This window comes from Brevibacillus sp. DP1.3A, assembly GCF_013284245.2.
In the GTDB taxonomy this organism is placed as follows: Bacteria; Bacillota; Bacilli; order Brevibacillales; family Brevibacillaceae; genus Brevibacillus.
In genome coordinates, this window is the sequence record NZ_CP085876.1 from 233,866 (window position 1) to 253,145 (window position 19,280).

Annotated in this window: 28 protein-coding genes; 27 read left to right on the top strand and 1 reads right to left on the bottom strand. The window is 47.9% G+C overall.

The window, feature by feature from the left end; all coding sequences use genetic code 11:
* Nucleotides 1-18 precede the first annotated feature (18 nt).
* From rpoC to HP399_RS01375, 7 genes are all read left to right on the top strand, one after another.
* Nucleotides 19-3,645, top strand: coding sequence for a DNA-directed RNA polymerase subunit beta' (rpoC, locus tag HP399_RS01345; protein ID WP_173621069.1), 3,627 nt, complete (start codon nt 19-21; stop codon nt 3,643-3,645).
* A gap of 137 nt (nt 3,646-3,782) precedes the next feature.
* Nucleotides 3,783-4,037 carry a 50S ribosomal protein L7ae-like protein gene (locus tag HP399_RS01350; RefSeq protein WP_007716222.1) on the top strand — a complete coding sequence of 85 codons (255 nt, stop codon included), beginning with the start codon at nt 3,783-3,785 and terminating at the stop codon, nt 4,035-4,037.
* Nucleotides 4,038-4,160: 123 nt separating this feature from the next.
* Nucleotides 4,161-4,604, top strand: coding sequence for a 30S ribosomal protein S12 (gene rpsL / locus HP399_RS01355; protein WP_005828873.1), 444 nt, complete (start codon nt 4,161-4,163; stop codon nt 4,602-4,604).
* Between the two features lie 53 nt (nt 4,605-4,657).
* On the top strand, nt 4,658-5,128 hold the full coding sequence (gene rpsG / locus HP399_RS01360; protein WP_007716226.1) for a 30S ribosomal protein S7: 471 nt from the start codon (nt 4,658-4,660) through the stop codon (nt 5,126-5,128).
* A 69-nt stretch (nt 5,129-5,197) separates the two neighbouring features.
* Complete coding sequence (gene fusA / locus HP399_RS01365; RefSeq protein ID WP_007716231.1) at nt 5,198-7,276, top strand: elongation factor G; 2,079 nt, start codon at nt 5,198-5,200, stop codon at nt 7,274-7,276.
* 120 nt (nt 7,277-7,396) lie between these two features.
* On the top strand, nt 7,397-8,587 hold the full coding sequence (tuf, locus tag HP399_RS01370; protein WP_106841287.1) for an elongation factor Tu: 1,191 nt from the start codon (nt 7,397-7,399) through the stop codon (nt 8,585-8,587).
* Nucleotides 8,588-8,741: 154 nt separating this feature from the next.
* On the top strand, nt 8,742-9,677 hold the full coding sequence (locus HP399_RS01375; protein WP_173621070.1) for a DMT family transporter: 936 nt from the start codon (nt 8,742-8,744) through the stop codon (nt 9,675-9,677).
* 26 nt (nt 9,678-9,703) lie between these two features.
* Here HP399_RS01375 and HP399_RS01380 read toward each other — a convergent pair whose 3' ends face one another.
* Complete coding sequence (locus tag HP399_RS01380; protein ID WP_173621071.1) at nt 9,704-10,090, bottom strand: globin domain-containing protein; 387 nt, start codon at nt 10,088-10,090, stop codon at nt 9,704-9,706.
* Between the two features lie 356 nt (nt 10,091-10,446).
* Between HP399_RS01380 and rpsJ the strand changes: the two genes are divergently transcribed.
* From rpsJ to rpmD, 20 genes are all read left to right on the top strand, one after another.
* Entirely contained in the window at nt 10,447-10,755 is a 309-nt protein-coding gene (rpsJ, locus tag HP399_RS01385; protein ID WP_007716236.1) for a 30S ribosomal protein S10, read from the top strand.
* Between the two features lie 147 nt (nt 10,756-10,902).
* On the top strand, nt 10,903-11,532 hold the full coding sequence (gene rplC / locus HP399_RS01390) for a 50S ribosomal protein L3 (RefSeq protein ID WP_064202927.1): 630 nt from the start codon (nt 10,903-10,905) through the stop codon (nt 11,530-11,532).
* Between the two features lie 20 nt (nt 11,533-11,552).
* Nucleotides 11,553-12,176 (top strand): 50S ribosomal protein L4, encoded by a 624-nt coding sequence (gene rplD / locus HP399_RS01395; RefSeq protein WP_173621072.1) that lies wholly within the window; start codon nt 11,553-11,555, stop codon nt 12,174-12,176.
* On the top strand, nt 12,176-12,466 hold the full coding sequence (rplW, locus tag HP399_RS01400; RefSeq protein WP_007716243.1) for a 50S ribosomal protein L23: 291 nt from the start codon (nt 12,176-12,178) through the stop codon (nt 12,464-12,466). Before rplD ends, rplW begins: the two co-directional genes overlap by 1 nt.
* A gap of 32 nt (nt 12,467-12,498) precedes the next feature.
* Nucleotides 12,499-13,329, top strand: a complete 831-nt coding sequence (gene rplB, locus HP399_RS01405; RefSeq protein WP_007716245.1) for a 50S ribosomal protein L2 — start codon at nt 12,499-12,501, stop codon at nt 13,327-13,329.
* Nucleotides 13,330-13,378: 49 nt separating this feature from the next.
* Entirely contained in the window at nt 13,379-13,660 is a 282-nt protein-coding gene (gene rpsS, locus HP399_RS01410; protein WP_007716246.1) for a 30S ribosomal protein S19, read from the top strand.
* Nucleotides 13,661-13,689: 29 nt separating this feature from the next.
* Entirely contained in the window at nt 13,690-14,022 is a 333-nt protein-coding gene (gene rplV / locus HP399_RS01415) for a 50S ribosomal protein L22 (RefSeq protein ID WP_144618199.1), read from the top strand.
* A 13-nt stretch (nt 14,023-14,035) separates the two neighbouring features.
* Nucleotides 14,036-14,698 carry a 30S ribosomal protein S3 gene (gene rpsC, locus HP399_RS01420; protein WP_007716248.1) on the top strand — a complete coding sequence of 221 codons (663 nt, stop codon included), beginning with the start codon at nt 14,036-14,038 and terminating at the stop codon, nt 14,696-14,698.
* Between the two features lie 2 nt (nt 14,699-14,700).
* Entirely contained in the window at nt 14,701-15,135 is a 435-nt protein-coding gene (gene rplP, locus HP399_RS01425; RefSeq protein WP_007716249.1) for a 50S ribosomal protein L16, read from the top strand.
* Nucleotides 15,125-15,322, top strand: a complete 198-nt coding sequence (rpmC, locus tag HP399_RS01430; RefSeq protein WP_007716250.1) for a 50S ribosomal protein L29 — start codon at nt 15,125-15,127, stop codon at nt 15,320-15,322. Before rplP ends, rpmC begins: the two co-directional genes overlap by 11 nt.
* Nucleotides 15,323-15,344: 22 nt before the next feature.
* Nucleotides 15,345-15,611 (top strand): 30S ribosomal protein S17, encoded by a 267-nt coding sequence (gene rpsQ / locus HP399_RS01435; protein ID WP_007716251.1) that lies wholly within the window; start codon nt 15,345-15,347, stop codon nt 15,609-15,611.
* Nucleotides 15,612-15,653: 42 nt separating this feature from the next.
* The gene (rplN, locus tag HP399_RS01440; protein WP_017247050.1) at nt 15,654-16,022 is read left to right on the top strand and encodes a 50S ribosomal protein L14; all 369 of its coding nucleotides are present in this window, start codon (nt 15,654-15,656) and stop codon (nt 16,020-16,022) included.
* Nucleotides 16,023-16,071: 49 nt separating this feature from the next.
* Nucleotides 16,072-16,386, top strand: coding sequence for a 50S ribosomal protein L24 (rplX, locus tag HP399_RS01445; RefSeq protein ID WP_007716253.1), 315 nt, complete (start codon nt 16,072-16,074; stop codon nt 16,384-16,386).
* Nucleotides 16,387-16,412: 26 nt separating this feature from the next.
* Complete coding sequence (gene rplE / locus HP399_RS01450) at nt 16,413-16,955, top strand: 50S ribosomal protein L5 (RefSeq protein WP_007716254.1); 543 nt, start codon at nt 16,413-16,415, stop codon at nt 16,953-16,955.
* Nucleotides 16,956-16,979: 24 nt separating this feature from the next.
* Entirely contained in the window at nt 16,980-17,165 is a 186-nt protein-coding gene (locus HP399_RS01455; protein ID WP_007716256.1) for a type Z 30S ribosomal protein S14, read from the top strand.
* A gap of 27 nt (nt 17,166-17,192) precedes the next feature.
* Nucleotides 17,193-17,591, top strand: a complete 399-nt coding sequence (gene rpsH, locus HP399_RS01460) for a 30S ribosomal protein S8 (protein WP_007716262.1) — start codon at nt 17,193-17,195, stop codon at nt 17,589-17,591.
* A 35-nt stretch (nt 17,592-17,626) separates the two neighbouring features.
* The gene (gene rplF, locus HP399_RS01465; protein WP_173621073.1) at nt 17,627-18,163 is read left to right on the top strand and encodes a 50S ribosomal protein L6; all 537 of its coding nucleotides are present in this window, start codon (nt 17,627-17,629) and stop codon (nt 18,161-18,163) included.
* A gap of 32 nt (nt 18,164-18,195) precedes the next feature.
* A complete protein-coding gene (gene rplR / locus HP399_RS01470; RefSeq protein WP_007716266.1) occupies nt 18,196-18,558 on the top strand; it encodes a 50S ribosomal protein L18 in 363 nt (120 codons plus the stop codon).
* Nucleotides 18,559-18,576: 18 nt separating this feature from the next.
* The gene (rpsE, locus tag HP399_RS01475; protein ID WP_007716268.1) at nt 18,577-19,074 is read left to right on the top strand and encodes a 30S ribosomal protein S5; all 498 of its coding nucleotides are present in this window, start codon (nt 18,577-18,579) and stop codon (nt 19,072-19,074) included.
* Nucleotides 19,075-19,090: 16 nt separating this feature from the next.
* Nucleotides 19,091-19,276, top strand: a complete 186-nt coding sequence (gene rpmD, locus HP399_RS01480; RefSeq protein ID WP_007716270.1) for a 50S ribosomal protein L30 — start codon at nt 19,091-19,093, stop codon at nt 19,274-19,276.
* The last annotated feature ends 4 nt before the right edge of the window (nt 19,277-19,280 follow it).

Sequence of the window (19,280 nt, forward strand, 5' to 3'; positions counted from 1 at the left end):
CAAGGGAGGTAACGCCCTGTGATTGACGTGAACAACTTCGAATATATGAAGATCGGCTTGGCTTCCCCCGATAAGATCCGTTCGTGGTCTTTCGGGGAAGTGAAGAAGCCAGAGACGATCAACTACCGCACATTGAAACCGGAAAAAGACGGCTTGTTCTGCGAACGCATCTTTGGACCAACCAAGGACTGGGAGTGTCATTGCGGTAAGTACAAGCGCGTTCGTTATAAAGGTGTAGTGTGCGACCGTTGTGGCGTGGAAGTGACCCGCGCCAAAGTACGGCGTGAGCGTATGGGGCACATTGAACTGGCTGCCCCAGTTTCTCACATCTGGTACTTCAAAGGGATTCCAAGCCGTATGGGCTTGGTGCTCGACATGTCCCCTCGTTCCCTGGAGGAAGTAATCTACTTTGCTTCTTACGTAGTAACTGATCCAGGTGACACTCCTCTCGATAAAAAGCAATTGCTCTCCGAAAAAGAGTATCGCAACTATCGTGAGAAATACGGCCACTCCTTCCAAGCGATGATGGGAGCAGAAGCGATCAAACGCCTGCTTGCAGAAATCGATCTGGATAAAGACGTGGAAACGTTAAAAGAAGATTTGAAAACGGCACAAGGCCAGCGTCGCAACCGTGCGATCAAGCGTCTGGAAGTACTCGAGGCATTCCGCAACTCCGGTAACCATCCGGATTGGATGGTTCTCGACGTACTGCCGGTTATCCCGCCAGAGCTTCGTCCAATGGTTCAGTTGGATGGTGGACGTTTTGCCACTTCCGACCTGAATGACCTGTACCGCCGTGTAATTAACCGGAATAACCGTTTGAAGCGCCTGCTCGAACTGGGTGCTCCTGACATTATCGTACAAAACGAGAAACGCATGCTGCAGGAAGCAGTAGACGCGCTCATCGACAACGGTCGTCGTGGACGTCCGGTAACAGGACCAGGTAACCGTCCTTTGAAATCTCTCAGCCACATGCTGAAAGGTAAACAAGGTCGTTTCCGTCAAAACCTGCTCGGTAAGCGTGTTGACTACTCCGGCCGTTCCGTTATCGTTGTAGGACCTAACCTGAAGATGTATCAGTGCGGTTTGCCTAAAGAAATGGCACTGGAACTCTTCAAACCGTTTGTGATGAAAGAGCTGGTTTCCAAAGGCCTCGCTCACAACATCAAGAGCGCAAAGCGCAAGGTTGAGCGCGTTCAGCCAGAGGTATGGGACGTTCTCGAGGACGTTATTCGTGAGCACCCGGTACTGTTGAACCGTGCCCCCACCTTGCACCGTCTGGGTATCCAGGCATTCGAACCAGTTCTGGTTGAAGGCCGTGCGATCCGTCTGCATCCACTCGTTTGTACAGCGTACAACGCGGACTTTGACGGTGACCAAATGGCGGTTCACGTTCCGTTGTCTGCAGAAGCACAGGCGGAAGCTCGTATCCTCATGCTGGCAGCGCAGAATATCTTGAACCCGAAAGACGGTAAACCGGTAGTAACACCATCCCAGGATATGGTGCTTGGTTCCTACTACCTGACACTGGAACGCGAAGGTGACAAAGGCGAGGGTACGATTTATCGCGATCCTCACGATGCGATTGCCGCTTATCAGCAAGGCTTTATCAGCCTGCATACGCGCATCGCTCTGCCAGCGAAACGCCTGAACAAAATCAGCTTTACTGAGCGTCAAGAGAACGCACTGATCGTAACGACAGTTGGGAAAGTGATCTTCAACGAAATCTTCCCTGCAGATATGCCGTTTATCAATGCACCGACTAGAGCTAACCTGCAAACGATGGTTCCAGATGAGTGCTTTGTCTTTGATAAAGGTACGAATGTTTCTGAGTTCATTAAGAACCTCCCGGATCCAGGTGCTGTAAAAAAAGGCTTCCTAGGAACCATTATTTCCGAGTGCTTCCGTCGCTTTGGTACGATGAAAACGTCCATGATCCTCGACAAGATCAAGGAACTGGGCTTCACGTACTCGACGAAAGCAGGTATCACGATTGCCGTAGCGGACATTGCAGTACCAGGAAAGAAAAAAGACATCCTTGATGCTGCAGATGAGAAAGTTGCAACTGTCATGACGCAATTCCGTCGCGGTTTAATTACCGAAGACGAGCGTTATGACCGTGTAATCTCCATCTGGTCCAAAGCGAAGGATGAAGTAACAGAAGTTTTGATGAAGGCGATGGATAAGTTCAATGCGATCTACATGATGGCGAACTCCGGTGCCCGCGGTAACGTATCCCAGATCACTCAGCTGGCAGGTATGCGCGGTCTGATGGCCAACCCATCTGGTCGAATCATTGAGTTGCCGATTAAATCCAACTTCCGTGAAGGTCTGACGGTATTGGAGTACTTTATCTCCACGCACGGTGCGCGTAAAGGTCTCGCCGATACGGCCTTGCGTACAGCGGACTCGGGTTACCTGACTCGTCGTCTGGTGGACGTAGCTCAAGACGTGATTGTACGCGAAACCGATTGTGGAACAGATAAAGGTATCCGTGTAACAGCGATCAAGGATGGTAAAGAAGAGATCGAGAAGCTGTCTGACCGTCTGACAGGACGTACTTGCTTCGAGACTTTGCGCCACCCTGAGACGAAAGAAATCATCGTGCACCGCAATGAGGAGATCTCTGAAGAGGTTGCCGAGTATATCGAAAAAGAAGGTATTACTTCCGTCTATATCCGTAACGTACTTGCTTGCCGCACCAGCCATGGTGTCTGCAAACTGTGCTACGGACGCAACTTGGCGACAGGTGCCGAGGTGGAAGTGGGAGAAGCGGTTGGTATTATCGCTGCTCAGTCCATTGGTGAGCCGGGTACCCAGCTGACCATGCGTACCTTCCATACCGGTGGGGTTGCGGGAGACGATATTACCCAAGGTTTGCCGCGTATTCAGGAGTTGTTCGAAGCGCGTAATCCAAAAGGGCAAGCAGTCATCTCCGAGATCGATGGTGAAGTCGTCGACATTCGCGAAGGGAAAGATCGTCGCGAAATCGAAGTGCGTGGAGAAGCGGAAAACAAAGTGTATGCAGCACCGTATGGCTCTCGCATCAAGGTTTCTGTTGGTGTGAAGCTGAATGCTGGTGATGAGCTCACGGAAGGTTCCGTAGACCCGAAAGAAATGCTCAAAGTTCGAGGCATGCGCGGCGTTTCCAACTACATCTTGCAAGAGGTACAAAAAGTTTACCGTATGCAAGGGGTAGAAATTAACGACAAGCACGTTGAGGTTATGATTCGTCAGATGCTGCGCAAACTGCGCGTTATCGACAGCGGAGATACAGACCTCTTGCCAGGCTCCTATGTTGAGGTACCAGAATTTGAAGTAGCGAACACACAGGCCCTCATGGAAGGCAGAAGTCCAGCAGTAGGTCGTCCGGTTCTTCTCGGGATTACAAAAGCATCTCTTGAGACGGATTCCTTCTTGTCGGCAGCTTCTTTCCAAGAAACTACCCGCGTTCTCACCGACGCAGCGATCAAAGGAAAAGTGGATCGCTTGCTAGGTTTGAAAGAGAACGTTATTATCGGGAAGTTGGTTCCAGCAGGTACCGGTATGTCTCGTTACCGCAATGTAAAAGTTGCTAGTCAAGTAGATTACGAAGCAGAGCTGGAAGCAGCAAAAGCCGAGCAAGAAGCGGTTTCTGTAGAGTAATTACGGGAAAAGCGCCCATCACCGATTGGTGGGCGCTTTCCTAAATAAAAATATGAGATGGGCGTTGACAACAACTAGCCCACCTGATATTATATTCAAGTGTGCCTGACATCTGTACTTTGGAGGATATGAGAATCATGTCTTATGAAAAAGTCGAGCGGGCCAAGGACTTGACTATCGGCATTAAGCAGACGATCAAGGCTGTTGAAAACCAACAGGTAGAAGCGGTGTATATCGCTGTTGATGCAGATAAGCGTTTGACCCAAAAAGTCGAGCTCCTTTGCAAAGAGAAGGGTGTTCCAGTCATTCATGTAGATTCCATGCGTCGCTTAGGCAAAGCGTGCGGAATTGAAGTGGGAGCGGCTACTGCTGCGATTAAAAAAAGTGGTTAACGATGTTTTTGTCTGCGGCTTACACGTTGCGTAATGCTGGACAAGGACTTTCTATTTGACCTAAAAATGACTCACCTGGATCTGTGGTCTTGAAGATTGGGTATTAAGAAGGGAGGTAACATCATGCCTACAATTAACCAATTGGTGCGTAAAGGTCGCGAGGATAAGGTTGTGAAGTCGAAGTCCCCAGCTCTTCAAAAGGGGTACAACAGCTTCAAGAAAAGCCAAACTAACCAAAGCTCTCCTCAAAAACGTGGTGTTTGCACTCGTGTAGGTACCATGACTCCGAAAAAACCGAACTCCGCGTTGCGTAAATACGCTCGTGTGCGTTTGACTAACGGAATCGAGGTAACAGCTTACATCGGTGGTATTGGCCACAACCTGCAAGAGCATAGCGTCGTGCTGGTGCGCGGCGGTCGTGTAAAAGACTTGCCAGGGGTACGCTACCATATCGTTCGTGGTGCACTTGACACTGCTGGTGTGAACAACCGTAAACAAGGTCGTTCCAAGTACGGTACTAAGCGTCCGAAGCCAGGTCAAGCAGCAGCTGCAGCGAAAAAGAAATAAGAAAACGCCTGTGAAGTGGCGTGATTTTATAACGAAAAGAAGGAGGGAATACGATGCCTCGTAAAGGTCCTGTAACCCGTCGTGACGTGCTGCCTGATCCTATTCACAACAGCAAGTTGGTTACTCGCTTGATTAACCGCCTGATGTTGGATGGTAAGCGTGGTGTAGCTCAGAACATTCTCTACAACGCATTTGACATCATCCAGGAGCGCACAGGTCGCAACCCGATGGAAGTGTTTGAAGAAGCACTGAAAAACGTAATGCCAGTATTGGAAGTTAAAGCTCGCCGTGTAGGTGGTGCTAACTACCAAGTACCAATCGAAGTAAAACCGGAGCGCCGTACCACTCTTGGCCTGCGTTGGATGGTTAACTACTCCCGTAACCGTGGAGAGAAAACCATGGAACAACGTCTTGCTAACGAGATCATGGACGCTGCTAACAACACCGGTGCAGCAGTTAAAAAGCGTGAAGACACGCACAAGATGGCTGAAGCGAACAAAGCGTTTGCTCACTATCGCTGGTAGGAATTGAATCGGGTGTCCGTATTGGATACCCGTTTATTCTCAAACTCGAGTATGGAAGGAGCATACCTAATGGCTCGCGAGTTCTCTTTGCCGAATACGCGTAATATCGGTATCATGGCTCACATCGATGCTGGTAAGACGACGACTACTGAGCGTATTCTGTTCTACACTGGTCGCGTTCATAAAATTGGTGAGGTGCACGAAGGTGCAGCAACCATGGACTGGATGGAACAAGAGCAAGAGCGTGGTATCACGATCACTTCGGCTGCTACTACTGCTCAATGGAATGGCCATCGAATCAACATTATCGATACGCCAGGCCACGTAGACTTCACTGTAGAAGTTGAGCGCTCCCTGCGCGTTCTTGACGGTGCTGTAACCGTTTTTGACGCAAAAGGTGGCGTTGAGCCGCAGACCGAAACCGTATGGCGCCAAGCTGACCGCTATGGCGTACCACGCATGTGCTACATCAACAAAATGGATATCATGGGTGCTAACTTTGATATGTGCTTGGGTCAGATCAAATCTCGCCTGGGTGCAAATCCAGTAGCTATCCAATATCCAATCGGTGCAGAAGATCAATTCAAAGGTATGGTTGACCTGATCGAAATGAAGGCAATCGTATATACCGATGATTTGGGTAAAACTTCTGACTCTGCTGAAATTCCTGCTGAACTGCTCGCTCGTTGCGAAGAACTTCGCATGGCGATGGTTGAGGCAGCTGCAGAACAAGACGAAGAGCTCATGATGAAGTATTTGGAAGGCGAAGAGCTGACCAACGACGAAATCCGTGCTGCTCTGCGTAAGGGTACTATCGAGTGCAAACTGACGCCGGTAATGTGCGGTTCTTCTTACAAGAACAAAGGTGTTCAGCCTATGCTGGACAACGTAGTTACTTACCTGCCGTCTCCGGTAGATATCCCTGCAATCAAAGGTACATTGCCAGATACTGAAGAAGAAGTTGATCGTGCTGCTGACGACAACGGTCCGTTCTCTGCTCTTGCGTTCAAGATCATGACTGACCCGTATGTAGGCCGCCTGACTTTCTTCCGCGTATACTCCGGTGTACTGAGTTCCGGTTCTTATGTTCTCAACTCTACCAAAGGTAAACGTGAGCGCGTAGGCCGTATCCTGCAAATGCACGCAAACCACCGTGAAGAGATCCAAACGGTTTACTCCGGTGACATTGCTGCAGCTGTAGGTTTGAAAGATACAACAACTGGTGATACTCTGTGTGATGAAAAGGCTCCTGTAATCCTCGAGTCTATGGACTTCCCAGAGCCAGTTATCTCTGTTGCGATCGAACCAAAATCCAAAGCAGACCAAGACAAGATGGGTATCGGCCTGTCCAAGCTGGCTGAAGAGGATCCAACGTTCAGAACTCGCACAGATGAAGAGACTGGTCAAACAATCATCTCCGGTATGGGTGAGCTTCACCTGGAGATCATCGTAGACCGTCTGAGACGCGAATTTAAAGTCGAGTCGAACGTAGGTGCTCCACAAGTTGCTTACCGTGAAACATTCCGTAACGCAGCAAAAGTGGAAGGTAAATTCGTTCGTCAGTCCGGTGGTCGTGGTCAATACGGTCACGTTTGGGTGGAATTCTCTCCACTCGAAGCTGGTCAAGGCTTCCAATTCGAAAACAAAATCGTTGGTGGTGTAGTACCACGCGAATACATCCCTGCTGTTCAAGCGGGTATCGAAGAGTCCATGAAAAATGGTGTTATCGCCGGCTTCCCGCTGGTTGATATCAAAGCAACTGTCGTAGACGGTAGCTACCATGATGTTGACTCCAACGAGATGGCATTTAAAGTAGCAGGTTCTCTCGCTCTGAAAGAAGCTGCGAAAAAATGTGGCGCTGTACTGCTCGAGCCAATCATGAAAGTAGAAGTTACAATGCCAGAAGAGTACATGGGCGACGTTATGGGCGACCTGAACTCCCGCCGCGGTCGTATCGAAGGTATGGAAGCTCGTGCAAATGCACAAGTAATCCGTGCAATGGTACCACTGTCCGAGATGTTTGGTTACTCCACAATTCTTCGTTCCCGTACCCAAGGCCGTGGCGTTTACTCCATGGTGATCGACCACTACGAAGAAGTACCTAAATTTATCGCTGAAGAGATCATCAAGAAATCTAAAGGCGAATAATTACAGGTTACAGCTTTATCTTGCAATCAGAAAGGTTTACAATATTGAAGGGACAACCATTCGTAAGGTAAACCTTTCTTCAAACCATAAAACCCTTATCTATAAGGAGGCTTTTCTCTCATGGCAAAAGCGAAATTTGAACGTAATAAACCACACGTTAACATTGGTACTATCGGTCACGTTGACCATGGTAAAACTACCCTGACTGCTGCTATTACAACTGTATTGGCACAGAGCGGTAAAGCACAAGCAATGAACTATGCTGCGATTGACGCTGCTCCAGAAGAAAAAGAGCGCGGTATCACAATCAACACAGCACACGTTGAGTACGAAACTGACAACCGTCACTATGCTCACGTTGACTGCCCTGGTCACGCTGACTACGTGAAAAACATGATTACTGGTGCTGCTCAAATGGACGGCGCAATCCTGGTTGTATCCGCAGCTGATGGCCCTATGCCACAAACTCGTGAGCACATCCTGCTCTCCAAGCAAGTAGGCGTACCTTACATCGTAGTATTCATGAACAAATGCGACATGGTAGACGATGAAGAGTTGTTGGAACTGGTTGAAATGGAAATCCGTGACCTGTTGTCTCAATATGAGTTCCCAGGTGACGACACTCCAGTAATCAAAGGTTCTGCTAAAGAAGCTTTGGATAACCCAACTGGTGACTGGGCTAAGAAAATTGTTGAGCTGATGGAAGCTGTAGATTCCTACATCCCAACTCCTGAGCGCGCAACTGACAAGCCGTTCCTGATGCCTGTAGAGGACGTGTTCACGATCACTGGTCGTGGTACTGTTGCTACTGGTCGCGTAGAGCGCGGTGTAGTAAAAGTTGGTGACCAAGTTGAGATCATCGGTTTGGCTGAAGAAACAAAAACAACTACTGTAACTGGCGTTGAGATGTTCCGCAAATTGCTGGATTCCGCTCAAGCTGGTGACAACATCGGTGCTCTTCTGCGCGGTGTAGACCGTAATGACATCGAGCGTGGACAATGCTTGGCGAAGCCAGCTTCCGTTAAGCCTTACACTAAGTTCAAAGCAGAAGTTTACGTTCTGTCCAAAGAAGAAGGCGGACGTCACACTCCTTTCTTTGCTAACTACCGTCCACAGTTCTACTTCCGTACAACTGACGTAACAGGTATCATCCAACTGCCAGAAGGCGTTGAAATGATCATGCCTGGCGACAACACTGAGTTCACTGTTGAACTGATCGCTCCAGTAGCGATGGAACAAGGTACTCGCTTCGCGATCCGCGAAGGTGGCCGTACAGTAGGCGCTGGTGTTGTAGCTTCTATCGACGCTTAGGATTTACTGATACGCAAAAACCCGACAACTTTGGTTGTCGGGTTTTTTAATGCGCTTTTATCGAATTTTTAAATAACTCCCATCAAAATCATTCAATAAGCTGCTCAGAGTAATATGCTACAATACCATCAGGATTGGATGGGGGATACTATAGATGAAAAATAATGAGCGATTATTGTTTCTTATGCTTGCAGGTGTTGTCACGCTGTGGGGCTTGAACGTGGTCATGGTCAAATATTTAACGACGTTCCCTCCATTATATGTGGCCGCTATACGCATGACTGTTGGTGGGATATGTTTATCGCCACTCATCTTCATATACAGAAAGAGTTTGCGATTTAGCAAAACAGATTGGTTCTTGTTAGCTGGAGTCGGTGCTAGTTCTATCGCGCTTCATCAAATAACGCTTGCAGCAGGTGTTCAATACACGACGGCAGGAAATGCATCGCTTATACTTGGATTAAATCCTTTGGCAACTGCTCTCTTGGCGATGCTTTTCTTAGGGGAAGGCATGTCGTTGAAAAAAGGGCTTGGCATTGGAATGGGTTTTGCAGGAGTATTGATTGTCGTCATCTCTCAGCACGGCGGCCTTCATATGAATGGCTGGGGAGATGCCATTATGTTTTTCTCCATGCTTATGTATGTAACGGGTGGTTTACTCATTCGGAAATTGGTCGTAAGAGGTGTACCGGTGCTTTTAATTACGGCTTTATCGCAAATGTTTGGGGTCATCTTCTTATGGGGAGTAGCTTTGACTGTCCAACCAGCTTCCTATTATCTAGCTTTGGATGTTTCATCCTTCCAGTGGCTTGTGATTTTTGCTTCAGGTGCGCTGTCAACTGCGCTCGGTTCGATCGGCTGGAATTATGGGATACGTCAGCTCGGAGCGAGTCGAACAGCTGTTTTCTTAAATGGAATGCCAATGGCCAGCTTGGTATTTGCGGCGATATTCCTGGGAGAAAGCCTTCAACTCGTACACTTACTAGCACTGTGCATGATCGTAGGCGGTGTTTATTTGGGATCGCGTAGCTTAGTGAGACCGAAAGCTACACGTGCAGCAGCAACCTCTGATATAACGACAAAAGCGTAGGACAGTAAATTGCCCTACGCTTTTTCTTATTGATCCCACTTATTGACCATATGATGAGCAGTTAAGCGCAAGCGATCAAAGATTTGCTTTCGAATTTCGCCTTCCAGTTCAGTCAGGTCCATGGCTTTATCCATACAAGAGAGCCAAGCTTCTGCCTGTATAGGTCCAATCGGGAATGGCATGTGTCGTGCTCGCAGCATCGGATGACCATGGGCGTCCGAATACAGGCTTGGACCACCGAGAAACTGTGTTAAAAACTGATATTGCCGTTCCTTCACATGGGTTAAATCTTCAGGGAAGAGGTCGTTAATGTCGGGATGCTGCTTTACCAGATCGTAAAAAGTATCGACAAGACGGGCCAAAGTATCTGCACCGCCAATGATTTCATAAGGGGTTTGATTCACATCAGACATTGAGGAAAACCTCCATTTCATAACGATTACAACCATTAGTATAACGTTTTCCTTCTATTATAGATAGATGACTTAGGGAGTTGGCAGGTAATCCCGCTTGCCTTTCTTCCCGGAAATCTGTAATATGTTCAAGGTGAGCTAATCAGTAGGCACACCATGTACAAAAAAATATGAGGAAACCCAAGAAAAAACTTGCGTTGCCCAATTCTTTTTAGTACAATATTGAATGTTGGTCATGGACTTGCGATGATGTGGGAGGTTGCTGACACACCCGGGCCCTTTGCCATGACTGGGGTGCAGGATATTTCCACGGAGAAATGTCTGTTTAAAAAATGGGCGAAAAAGGAGGGACTTCAATGGCAAAGCAAAAGATTCGTATTCGTTTGAAGGCGTATGATCACAAAATCCTGGATCAGTCCGCAGAGAAAATCGTGGACACTGCGAAGCGTTCCGGTGCTAACGTATCCGGTCCAATTCCACTTCCTACGGAGAAAGCAATTTACACGATCCTGCGTGCGGTTCATAAGTACAAAGATTCTCGTGAGCAATTCGAGATGCGTACACATAAACGTTTGATCGATATCTTGAATCCTACACCACAAACAGTAGATGCTCTGATGCGTCTGGATCTGCCGTCTGGTGTGGACATCGAGATTAAACTGTAAGGTCCCAAAAAGCGATACACGCGCAGACGTTGTCTTGATAAGCGTGTTATACCAAGCAACAAACCCTTAAATGGCACCCCTGCGCATCGATGGGGACTTGATACAACATAAAACGTTTTACTGAAATAAGCACAGGAGGTGGCACAAATGACCAAAGGAATCTTAGGGAAAAAACTTGGAATGAGTCAAGTTTTTGGTCCAAACGGAGCAGCGATTGCTGTAACGGTTATCGAGGCAGGTTCTAACGTAGTTCTTCAGAAGAAAGACGTTGCGAACGACGGTTATGAAGCAATTCAAATCGGTTTCGACGACAAAAAAGAACAGCGCGCTAACAAGCCGGAAAAAGGCCATGCAGCAAAAGCTAACACTGCTCCTAAGCGCTTCGTTCGCGAAATTCGCGGAGTAAACCTCGCTGACTATGAGGTTGGTCAAGAGTTGAAGGCTGACATTTTTGCTGAGGGAGAATTCGTTGACGTTGCCGGCGTAACCAAGGGTAAAGGTTTCCAAGGTGCAATCAAACGTCACAATCAATCCCGCGGTCCTATGGCTCACGGTTCACGCTACCATCGCCGCCCAGGTTCTTTGGGTGCTGTCGATCCAGGTCGTGTATTTAAAGGCCAAACCCTGCCAGGTCAAATGGGTGGAGACAACGTTACCATTCAAAACCTGGAAGTGGTTAAAGTTATCGCAGAACGCAACTTGATTCTCGTGAAAGGCTCCGTGCCTGGTCCGAAAAACGGCTGCGTACTGGTTTCCACGGCAGTCAAGAAGAACTAGTAAGGAAAGGAGGAACTGACATGCCGAAAGTAGCTCTTTATAACCAAAGCGGTTCTCAAGTTGGCGAAATCGATCTGGCAGACAGCGTATTTGGGATTGAGCCTAACAGCGCAGTTCTGTACGATGCGATCGTGATGCAACAAGCATCCCAACGCCAAGGTACACATGATGTGAAGAACCGTTCTGAAGTACGTGGTGGTGGCCGCAAGCCATGGCGCCAAAAAGGTACAGGACGTGCACGCCAAGGTTCCATTCGCTCTCCGCAATGGAAAGGTGGCGGCGTTGTATTCGGTCCAACTCCGCGCAAATACGGTTACAAACTGAACCGTAAAGTTCGTCGTTTGGCACTGAAATCCGCACTCTCCGCAAAAGTACAAAGCAATGAAATGTTGGTTTTGGAAGCTCTGAACATTGCAGCTCCTAAAACAAAAGAAATGACAGTTGTTCTGAACAACTTGAAAGCAGATCGCAAAGTTCTGATCGTTACTTCCGAGTACGACCAAAACGTAGCTCTTGCTTCCCGCAATATTCCAGGTGCAAAAATCGTAGATGCTGCAGGCATTAACGTTCTTGATCTGGTAGCGCATGACAAAGTAATCGTGACGAAAGAAGCGATTGCGAAAGTAGAGGAGGTGCTCGCATAATGAAGAGCCTTCATGATGTCCTTAAACGCCCTGTCATTACCGAGCGCACCACTGATATGATGGCTGAGAAAAAGTACGTATTCGAAGTACCTCTCAAAGCCAACAAGACAGAAATCAAACAAGCAGTTGAAAAAGTATTTGGCGTAAAAGTAGAAGCAGTTAACACAGTTCGTGTACCTGCTAAACCAAAACGCTACGGAAAATACTCCGGTTACACATCCGAGTGGAAGAAAGCAATCGTTAAGCTGACTGATGACAGCAAAGAATTGGCCTTCTACGAGGGAGTATAACCTCGACGACTACCGAAAAGGAGGGTATTAACATGGGTATCAAAAAGTTTAAACCGACTTCTCCTGGTCGTCGCCAAATGACGGTTTCTACTTTCGAGGAGATCACCACGTCGACTCCCGAAAAATCCTTGTTGGCGCCTCTCAGCAAAAAAGCTGGTCGCAACAACCAAGGTAGAATTACCGTTCGTCATCAAGGTGGCGGTCACAAACGTAAATACCGTATTATCGACTTCAAACGTAACAAAGATGGTATCATTGGTCGCGTAGCAACCATTGAATACGATCCAAACCGTTCCGCTAACATCGCGCTGATCAACTATGCAGACGGTGAAAAGCGTTACATTATCGCTCCACAAAACCTGAAAGTGGGCGACCAGATTGTATCCGGAGCAGATGCCGACATCAAAATCGGTAACGCACTGCCAATGGAGAAAATCCCGGTAGGTACTACCATCCACAACATCGAGCTGAAACCTGGTAAAGGTGGCCAATTGGTTCGCGCTGCTGGTACTTCTGCTCAATTGCTTGGTCGTGATGGTGAATTCGTAATCGTTCGCCTGTCTTCCGGTGAAACTCGCCGCATTCATAACGTATGCCGCGCTACTATCGGTCAAGTAGGTAACCAAGATCACGAATTGCTGAACATCGGTAAAGCAGGACGTTCCCGCTGGTTGGGTATTCGCCCGACAGTTCGCGGTAGCGTAATGAACCCTAACGATCACCCACACGGTGGTGGTGAAGGTCGCGCTCCAATCGGTCGTAAGGCTCCTGTTACTCCTTGGGGTAAACCAACCCTGGGTCTCAAGACTCGTAAGAAAAAGAACAAGTCCGACCAGTACATCATCCGCCGCCGTAAAAAGTAAGGTAGGCTGATACTATAACCGAACGCCTTTGGCGAAGGGAGGTTCACTAATGGGACGTAGCTTAAAAAAGGGTCCTTTCGTGGATGACCACTTGATGAAAAAAGTTGACGAGCAAAATGAAAAGAACGAGAAACGCGTGATCAAAACATGGTCTCGCCGTTCCACCATCTTCCCTGATTTCGTAGGACACACGTTTGCAGTTTACGATGGCCGCAAACATGTACCTGTATACGTATCGGAAGACATGGTTGGTCATAAATTGGGTGAATTCGCACCAACTCGTACCTTCAAGGGTCACGTCGACAACGACAAGAAGTCCAAGAAGCGCTAATTTTCTCTTGACAGAGAGGAGGTACAAAGATGGAAGCAAAAGCAGTTGCACGCAATATTCGCATCGCGTCTCGTAAAGTCCGCCTGGTGGTTGACTTGATCAGAGGCAAGCAAGTAGGTGAAGCTTTGGCGATCTTGAAACATACGCCTAAAGCAGCTTCTCCGGTTGTTGAAAAGCTCCTGAAATCGGCTATTGCAAACGCTGAGCACAACTATGAGCTGGATCCAAATGGCTTGGTAGTCGGCAAAATCTTCGTAGACCAAGGTCCTACGTTGAAGCGTTTCCGTCCGCGCGCTATGGGTCGCGCTAGCCGCATCCATAAACGCACGAGCCACATCACAGTGGTACTAAACGAGAAATAAGGAGGGATTACGTGTGGGTCAAAAGGTAAGCCCGGTAGGTCTTCGGATCGGTGTCATTCGTGACTGGGAGTCCAAATGGTACGCTGACAAGGACTTCGCAACTCTGTTGCACGAAGACTTGAAAATCCGTAAGTATGTAAAAGGGCGTCTGAAAGATGCTGCTGTATCCACGATCGAAATCGAACGCGCAGCTAATCGCGTGAACGTTACGATTCACACCGCTAAGCCTGGTATGGTAATTGGTAAAGGTGGTTCAGAGGTTGAAACTCTGCGCAAAACTTTGACCGAACTGACTGGCAAACGCGTTCATATCAACATCAACGAAGTAAAACGTCCGGATCTGGATGCTACTCTTGTAGCTGAAAATATTGCACGCCAATTGGAAAACCGCATTTCTTTCCGCCGTGCGCAAAAGCAATCGATTACTCGTTCGCTGCGCTCTGGTGCTAAAGGTATCAAAACCTTGGTAAGCGGTCGTCTTGGCGGCGCGGACATCGCACGTTCTGAAGGTTACAGCGAAGGTACTGTTCCGCTTCACACATTGCGCGCTGACATCGACTACGGTACTGCTGAAGCACATACCACTTATGGTCGCATCGGTGTTAAAGTGTGGATCTATCGTGGAGAAGTCCTTCCAGCGAGAAAGAACGTCGCTACTGAGGAAGGAGGCAAGTAATCATGTTGACGCCAAAACGCGTGAAACACCGTAAACAACACCGCGGGAAAATGGCAGGTAACGCAAAAGGCGGTACTACTGTTGCGTTCGGTGAATACGGATTGCAAGCAATGGAGCCATCTTGGGTAACTAACCGTCAGATCGAGGCAGCTCGTATCGCGATGACTCGTTACATTAAACGTGGTGGTAAAGTTTGGATCAAAATTTTCCCAGACAAACCAGTAACACAAAAACCGCTCGAAGTACGGATGGGTTCCGGTAAAGGTTCTCCTGAGAAATGGGTAGCGGTAGTGAAGCCAGGCAAGATCATGTTTGAACTTGCTGGTGTTCCTGAAGAAGTCGCTCGCGAAGCTATGCGTCTGGCTATGCACAAACTGCCTATCAAGTGCAAGTTCGTGAAGCGTGAAGAAGTGGGTGGTGACGCACATGAAGGCTAATGAGTACCGTAATTTGACCACTGCCGAGCTCGAACAAAACGTTACTTCTTTGAAAGAAGAGTTGTTCAACCTTCGTTTCCAGTTGGCAACGGGTCAACTCGAAACCACATCTCGTATCAAACAAGTGCGTAAGGATATTGCTCGTGCGAAAACCGTCCTGCGCCAGAGAGAATTGGGAATCGGCTAATTATAGGAAGGAGGTTTGAACGATGACCGCAGATCGCAATATGCGTCGAACCGTTGTAGGTCGCGTCGTTTCCGACAAGATGGATAAAACCATTGTTGTTCTTGTTGAAACTTACAAGACACACCCATTGTACGGTAAACGCATGAAATTCTCCAAAAAGTTCAAGGCTCACGATGAGAACAACGCAGCAAAAGTTGGCGACATCGTAGAAATCATGGAAACTCGTCCATTGTCTAAAGACAAGCGTTTCCGTATGGTACGTATCGTTGAAGAGGCAGTAATCGTATAAGTCAGATTTTCGGATAGATAAATCCGAAAGGAGGAACAGTAAATGATCCAAACTCAAACGAGATTGGCTGTTGCTGACAACTCCGGTGCTAAGGAACTCATGTGCATCAAGGTTCTGGGTGGTTCCGGTCGCAAAACGGCGAACATCGGGGATGTTATCGTGTGCTCCGTAAAATCCGCTACACCCGGCGGCGTTGTCAAGAAAGGTCAAGTAGTTAAAGCGGTTGTAGTACGCACAGCAAGTGGCGTTCGTCGTAACGATGGTTCTTACATCAAGTTCGATGAGAATGCAGCTGTAGTTATCAAAGACGATCAATCCCCTCGTGGTACTCGTATCTTTGGACCTGTGGCTCGTGAGCTCCGCGACAAGGATTTCATGAAGATCATCTCTCTGGCTCCAGAGGTTATCTAATTGAACGGAAAAACTCAGGCAGTTTGTTCGATAGGAGGTGCACCAAGCGATGCACGTTAAAAAAGGCGACACTGTTATCGTAAATGCGGGCAAAGATAAAGGCAAAAAAGGTCGCGTTCTCGCTGCTTATCCAAAGAAAGAACGCGTTCTGGTTGAAGGTATCAACCTCGTGAAGAAACATAGCCGTCCGTCCCAAGCTAACCCGCAAGGTGGCATTGTGACTCAAGAAGCAGCTATTCACGTATCCAACGTGTCTTTGATCGATCCGAAGTCCGGAAAAGCTACTCGCATCGGTTACAAAGTTTTGGATAACGGCAAGAAAGTTCGGTACGCGAAAAAGTCTGGCGAAGTACTCGACAAGTAGTCAGGTTGGAAAGGAGGATATCCTAGATGGCAACAAGATTGAAAGAAAAGTATACGAGCGAAATCGTGCCTGGTTTGATGAGCAAGTTTAACTACACTTCCATCATGCAAGTGCCGAAAGTAGAAAAGATCATCATCAATATGGGTGTTGGCGAAGCGGTAGCGAACGCTAAGTCCTTGGATACTGCAATTGAAGACCTGCAAATCATCGCTGGTCAAAAGCCTGTAGTAACAAAGGCTAAGAAATCCATCGCGGGTTTCAAATTGCGTGAAGGTATGCCGATCGGTGCGAAGGTTACTCTGCGCGGCGAGCGTATGTACCACTTCCTCGACAAATTGATGAACGTATCTCTCCCGCGTGTTCGTGACTTCCGTGGAATTTCTTCCAAGGCTTTTGACGGTCGCGGTAACTACACACTTGGTCTGAAGGAACAACTGATCTTCCCTGAGATCGAGTACGATAAAATTGATAAAGTTCGTGGTATGGACATCGTTATTGTTACTTCCGCGAAAACGGATGAGGAAGCTCGTGAGTTGCTGACTCAAATGGGTATGCCATTCCGTAAATAAACCCACTCGTAAGGAGGGAAGAATGTGGCAAAGAAATCAATGATCATCAAGCAACAGCGGGAGCCGAAGTTTGCAGTACGCGCGTACACTCGTTGCGAGCGTTGCGGACGTCCTCACTCCGTATTGCGTAAATTCAAACTCTGCCGTATTTGCTTCCGTGAACTTGCTTATAAAGGTCAAATTCCAGGCGTGAAAAAAGCAAGCTGGTAATTTGAAACGGGAAGGAGGTTTTCTCTCATGGTTATGACTGATCCAATCGCAGATATGTTGACACGAATTCGTAACGCCAACATGGTTCGCCACGAGAAAGTGGAAATCCCGGCGTCCACCATCAAGAAGGAAATCGCGCGCATTCTGAAAGAAGAAGGCTTCATCCGCGATGCGGAGTTTGTTGAAGACAACAAACAAGGAATCATCCGCGTATTCCTGAAATATGGTGCGAGCAACGAGCGCGTCATCACAGGTCTGAAACGTATCTCCAAGCCAGGACTTCGTGTTTATGCAAAGAACAATGAAGTACCTAAGGTTTTGGGTGGTCTCGGTTGCGCGATCATCTCTACATCCACTGGTGTAATGACTGACAAGCAAGCTCGTCAAGCACACGTTGGTGGAGAGGTTCTCGCATACATTTGGTAATTAACAGATTGTAAATAGCACAGGAGGTGCACCACATGTCTCGTGTCGGTAGAAAACCGATCGTGGTCCCTGCAGGCGTTACCCTCACTCTGAACGGTACTGAGCTGACGGTAAAAGGCCCTAAGGGTCAACTCGTTCGTAGCTTCCATGAAGATATCAAAATCAACATCGCTGAAAACGAAGTAGTTGTTGAGCGTCCAAGCGATAACAAACTTCACCGTTCCCTGCATGGTACGACTCGTGCGCTGGTATCCAACATGGTAACTGGCGTATCTGAAGGCTTCACTCGTACCTTGGAACTGGTCGGTGTAGGTTACCGTGCTGCCAAAACTGGCAACGGCGTTACTCTCTCTCTTGGTTTCTCCCACCCAGTGGAAGTTAATCCAGAAGAGGGTATCGAAATCGACGTACCTAACCAAACGACTCTGATTGTTAAAGGTATCAACAAAGAGCGTGTAGGCCAAATTGCTGCTGAGATTCGTTCCCTGCGCAAACCTGAGCCATACAAAGGTAAAGGTATTCGTTACAACAACGAAGTGGTTCGTCGTAAAGAAGGTAAAAAAGGTAAATAAGCTTCTAGCTTCATGAGAAAGGAGGCCGCTTAATGTTTACGAAAGCTGATAAAAACAAAGCTCGGAAAAAACGTCACCTGCGAATCCGCAAACGCGTGATTGGTTCAACCATTCGCCCGCGTCTGAACGTATTCCGTTCTTCTAAGCACATCTACGCTCAATTGATCGACGATGCAACTGGCGCAACATTGGTATCTGCATCTTCTTTGGATAAAGAGCTGGGCCTGAATAATGGCGCTAACGTGGAAGCTGCTACAGCTGTTGGCACACTGATCGCTAAGCGTGCACAAGAAAAAGGTGCGACTGAAGTGATTTTTGACCGCGGTGGTTACATCTATCATGGACGTATTAAAGCACTGGCAGAAGCAGCTCGTGAAGCTGGTCTGCAATTCTAACAACAAGGAGGGTAAGGAATGCGTATCGACCCTAGCAAATTAGAGCTCGAAGAAAAAGTAGTCGCAGTTAACCGTGTAGCAAAAACGGTTAAAGGTGGACGTCGTATGAGCTTCAGCGCCTTGGTTGTTGTGGGAGACCGTAACGGCCACGTAGGTGCTGGTATGGGTAAAGCTCAAGAAGTTCCAGACGCCATTCGCAAAGCGATTGACGATGCTAAGAAAAAATTGATCCGTGTACCGATGAGAGGAACAACAGTTCCGCACCAAGTACTGTGCCAATTCGGCGCAGGTAAGGTTCTCATCAAGCCTGCTGCCCCTGGTACAGGTGTTATCGCTGGTGGACCTGTTCGTGCCGTACTCGAACTGGCTGGTGTAGGCGATATTTTGAGTAAGTCTCTTGGTTCCAACAATCCTATCAACATGGTCAACGCTACGCTGGAAGGCCTCGGCCGTCTGAAAACAGCGGAAGATGTCGCGAAATTGCGCGGTAAGACTGTTGACGAGTTGTTGGGTTAATAAGGAGGGAATGAACATGGCAAAATTGCAAATCACCCTCAAACGCAGCTTGATTGGTCGCACTGTTGACCAACAAGACACTGTAAAAGCTCTGGGTCTTCGCAAAATCAACTCCACTGTAGTGAAGGAAGATAACGCTGCAATCCGTGGAATGGTTTTCAAAGTGAAGCACTTGGTTGAAGTGAAAGAAGTAGAAGCTTAATTGA